The organism is Halobacillus sp. (genome assembly GCF_049282395.1).
Lineage (GTDB): Bacteria > Bacillota > Bacilli > Bacillales > Halobacillaceae > Halobacillus.
The window spans coordinates 1-4,085 of sequence record NZ_JBAPTY010000138.1; the positions used below are offsets into that span (position 1 = coordinate 1).

Annotated in this window: 5 protein-coding genes and 1 pseudogene; 1 reads left to right on the top strand and 5 read right to left on the bottom strand. The window is 41.0% G+C overall.

The features are described 5' to 3' along the window. Window positions 1–510: 510 nt before the first annotated feature. The 5 genes and pseudogenes from WAM07_RS06475 to WAM07_RS06495 all read right to left on the bottom strand — a co-directional run. A pseudogene (locus WAM07_RS06475) lies at window positions 511–633 on the bottom strand (flavodoxin); the annotation flags it as partial. Further along, on the bottom strand, window positions 615–818 hold the full coding sequence (locus WAM07_RS06480) for a hypothetical protein (RefSeq protein ID WP_422165724.1): 204 nt from the start codon (window positions 816–818) through the stop codon (window positions 615–617). The pseudogene WAM07_RS06475 and the gene WAM07_RS06480, both read right to left, overlap by 19 nt. After that, window positions 815–1,198 carry a hypothetical protein gene (locus WAM07_RS06485; protein WP_422165725.1) on the bottom strand — a complete coding sequence of 128 codons (384 nt, stop codon included), beginning with the start codon at window positions 1,196–1,198 and terminating at the stop codon, window positions 815–817. The genes WAM07_RS06480 and WAM07_RS06485 overlap by 4 nt, the downstream gene beginning before the upstream one ends. Window positions 1,199–1,365: 167 nt before the next feature. Beyond that, window positions 1,366–2,223 (bottom strand): DegV family protein, encoded by an 858-nt coding sequence (locus tag WAM07_RS06490; protein WP_422165726.1) that lies wholly within the window; start codon window positions 2,221–2,223, stop codon window positions 1,366–1,368. Window positions 2,224–2,290: 67 nt separating this feature from the next. Further along, window positions 2,291–3,205: a DMT family transporter gene (locus WAM07_RS06495; protein ID WP_422165727.1), complete on the bottom strand. Its 915-nt coding sequence runs from the start codon at window positions 3,203–3,205 to the stop codon at window positions 2,291–2,293. A 231-nt stretch (window positions 3,206–3,436) separates the two neighbouring features. Here WAM07_RS06495 and WAM07_RS06500 point away from each other — a divergent pair. Next, window positions 3,437–4,085, top strand: a 649-nt coding sequence (locus WAM07_RS06500) for a DEAD/DEAH box helicase (RefSeq protein WP_422165728.1), incomplete at its 3' end; no start/stop codon positions are given.

Here is a 4,085-nt window from a genome sequence, read left to right on the forward strand (position 1 = left end):
AACCATCACCTGCGTAATGAGGAATTAGATCATGTGATTTTGTACCTATTTTCAGCATGTAACGACCCGCAATAGCCTATCATAAAAGGATTTAATCCCGATAAAGTAGGAGAATCTTTCTCTTCTAAAATGGTCCGTTCGCAACATTATAGTTGGGTTGGTGGGGAAATGATGAGACTCCCGCGGGAGAAGGAGCGAGGCGAGACCCCACAGGAAGTGAAAACGACCGAGGAGGCTTGCCAGTTCCCCCGCAGGAAAGCGAATTATTTCCCAACCAACCCGCATCCCCATTTTAGTAACGGTCCCAACTATCTCGAAACTGAGTCTTCAACGGGAGTATAACTGTAGGTTCAACTTAGAGATTTGATAGAGTCTTTAAGGAAGAATGCAAATTCTTCTGCAAAGGTTTCGCATCTTGATAAATCCTCATCACTCTCAGGATAATATTCAATTTTAAGAGAAGGGGAGACGATTACCGCTCCTGATTCCTGACACGCACTCTCCAACTGGTTAACAGCTTCGCAGAAATGAGGATAAATGGGAGTCGCCTGAGCCATAAACAGCTATAGGGACCCCGGTTAGGTCCGTTTCTGTTACATTTTCATAAAATCCTTCTACCTCATTGGGGAGATCCCCGTCGTTCCAAGTGTAGGAACCAAGTAATACTCCTGAATAATTCTTAAACTCATTAGGTCTATCTCGTCAATTTCATCTAGTGTTACATCAAAACCGTAATTTTTCAGATGAGCTTTGAGCACGTCCGCTATTTCTTCTGTATTCCCAGAAATACTTGCAAATCCTATCATGATAGAATTCATAAAGAACCAGTCTTCTGCTTTTCTTCGGATCCATTCATTAGTTGGTCCCAGTAACTCAATTGAGCAGAATGATATTGAAAAAGCTCCGCATCACGTCTATCCAGGGACTGATCCACTTTGAGTTGATGATAGTTAATAGAAAGCGCAATATCCGAGTACATATACAAATAATTCAAGTAGTATTCCTCTAAATAAGCGGAAGGAATAAAGAAGGGGAGTTGCGTGTCCGTGTGTAAAGAAACCAGCCAGCCTATTGGTTCTACGTAGTGATGATCATCGCCTATATAAATAAACTCTCCTTTCTTAAAATGAAGACATTTATTGGGGTTGCCGGGACCTCTATGATAAGTGAAATCTCGTGTAACAATAAGAATGTTCATTCCCCTTTATTAGAAGATGGTTAAATTATAATTGAAGATGATTATCATTATCAATTTAACGTCTGCTTTTTGAATCTAGTCATTGGGGGAGGCATGAACTCAAGTTTCATTCTTAAAGTCAATAAAAAAGCTGCGGGGCAGATGCTCCGCAGCTTTTGGTTAATCTATTAATCTCTGAAGAAAGCAACAACTAATCCACCTTCTCCTGCATAAGTCGAGATGAGAGGACCCGTTTCCATAAACAAACTATCTTCAGGATTGTAACGTTCTTTTATATCCTCGAGAACTTTTCGGCCTCTTGCTTCATCATTACAATGGGATAAAGCAATGACTCTGCCTTCTAAGTTATGGGCATACTCACCAATCTGGTCAATGAAGCGGCGAATAGATTTCTTGTTTCCGCGAACCTTTTCTGTGACTTCTACGGCTCCTTCATCATCACTGGCTTTCATAAGAAGTTTAATGTTCAATGTCTTGGCGATCGTACCCTTCATTCGATCGAGACGTCCGCCTTTTATAACATTTTCAAGCGTTTTTAGAATAAATAACGTGGTGGTTTTTTCAATACGTTCTTCCATATGAGATACGAGGGCCTCAAAATCCAGACCTTCTTCGATTTTCTTGTTGGCTTCATGGACGAGCAGGGCTATGCCGCAGGAAGCGGTTCTTGTGTTCAACACGGCTATTTTGCGTTCCGGGTCTTCCTCAAGAAGCATGTCCATCCCCATTACAGCACTTTCGTACGTACTGCTCAGTCCCTGAGTAAGTGCGAGAACCAGAATAGGAGTGTCACGATCTACTTCTTTATATTTTTCATAAAAGTCATTCGGACTTGGAGAAGAAGATCTTGGCAATTCTTCTGATTGTTTTAGTTTTTTATAAAAAGTAGGCAGATCAATGGTCTCACCTGTTTTATAATGTTCCTCCCCGAAATGAATATTCAAGGGTACATTTTTGATGGAATGTTGATCGTTCATGGAGTCGGGAAGGTCTCCTCCTCCATCAATCAAAAGTTGTATGGTCAATCTCTTCACCTGCTCTCAAGTAATGGTACATCTTTACTTTTCTATCATTATAACAGACATCTTCTGATTACTGTTTTTGATGGGCATGCGTAATTTTGGGTTTAACTTTTTTCGTCGTACTGAAAATAAACATCATCAGTCCAAAGAGTACAATGGATCCACCAAGCCACTGGGACCATGTAACAGGCTCGCTCAGCAGCCAGTAAGCAAGAATGGCTGCGCCAATCGGCTCCAGTAAAACGGCCATTGAAATCGTTGAAGTGCTGATCCAGCGCAGGGTCCAATTAAATAAGGAGTGACCGAAGAAAGTCGGGATAATAGCCAGTGCAAGGAAGATTAGCCATTGAGAGCCGTTGTAACCGGTAAATGATTGATTTAAAATAAGATTGTAAAGCAGTAAAGTGACAGAAGCTGTGCCATAGGCAAGAAAAGTGTAAGTCATAAGAGAAAGACGTTTTCTCAAGTTCTGACCCAGCAGGAAGTAACCGGTAACCATAAATGCTCCTAAAAGGGCCATGATGTCTCCGAGAAGAGCCAAGCCGCTAATTTGAAAATCGCCCCAGCTTATAATGACACTTCCTGTTATCGTAATGACCAGGCTTAAAACCGCACCGATTGTGAAACGTTCTTTAAAGAAAATGAAAGTCCCTATAAAAGCAAAAATTGGCTGCAGCGAAACGAGAACCACCGAACTTGCAACAGAAGTGTAAGACAGGGACTGAAACCATAAGATAAAGTGAAACGCTAAAAACACCCCGGATAAACCAGCCATGATCCAATCTTTTTGATTAATTTGTTTGATTTCATCAAAATGTTTCCATAATACATAAGGGGACATAATTAGCACAGCCAGCGACAGTCGGAAAAAAGCTATAATCGATGCTGGAGCATCACCAGCCAATTTAACAAAAATCGCTGCTGTAGATATGGATAGTACCCCTATGAATAAAATTATATATGGATGAATTGGAGGCTTATTCATTAAACCCCTCCTCTGGTGAACAACAGTTGTGCACTCATTTTATCATTCTTCGGATTGAAAAGCATAGGAGAAATGTGTAGAATTAACTGTGTTATGTATGTTATGATGAATGAATCTATTAGGCAGACACCAGAGGAGCCTCTCCCGATTTCTGTGGCGGAAGGCTTTTTTTACATGTTTATAGGCATATAAGTTATATATGAGTTTATATAAAAAAGGAGTATGAAATAAGTGACAACATTTAATTCACTAGGTTTATCAAATCCAATTCTAAAATCTTTAGATGATATGGGATTTGAAGAAACGACACCGATTCAAGAACAAACGATACCTCTAGGGCTTCAAGGCAAAGACGTGATCGGTCAAGCTCAGACAGGTACAGGTAAAACAGCAGCATTCGGTATTCCGATGCTGGAGAAAATTGACAAGCAGGTTAAATCTGTTCAGGGATTAATCGTGGCACCAACTCGTGAGCTTGCGATTCAGGTTGCTGAAGAGATGAACCGTCTTGGTAAGGTTAAAGGCGTTCGCGCACTGCCGATTTATGGCGGATCGAACATGGAGCGTCAAATTCGTTCCCTTAAGACGAACCAGATTGTCGTTGCAACACCTGGACGACTGCTTGATCACATTCGCCGTAAAACGATTAAACTTCAGAACGTACACACAGCTGTACTGGATGAAGCAGATGAAATGCTGAATATGGGCTTCATCGACGACATTCGTGATATCCTGAAAGCTCTTCCTGAAGAACGTCAGACGCTGCTTTTCTCAGCTACGATGCCTAAGGAAATTCGTGATATCGCGACAACCTTAATGAACAACCCTGAAGAAGTAAAAGTTAAATCAAAAGAAATGACCGTTGAAAATATCGAGCAAT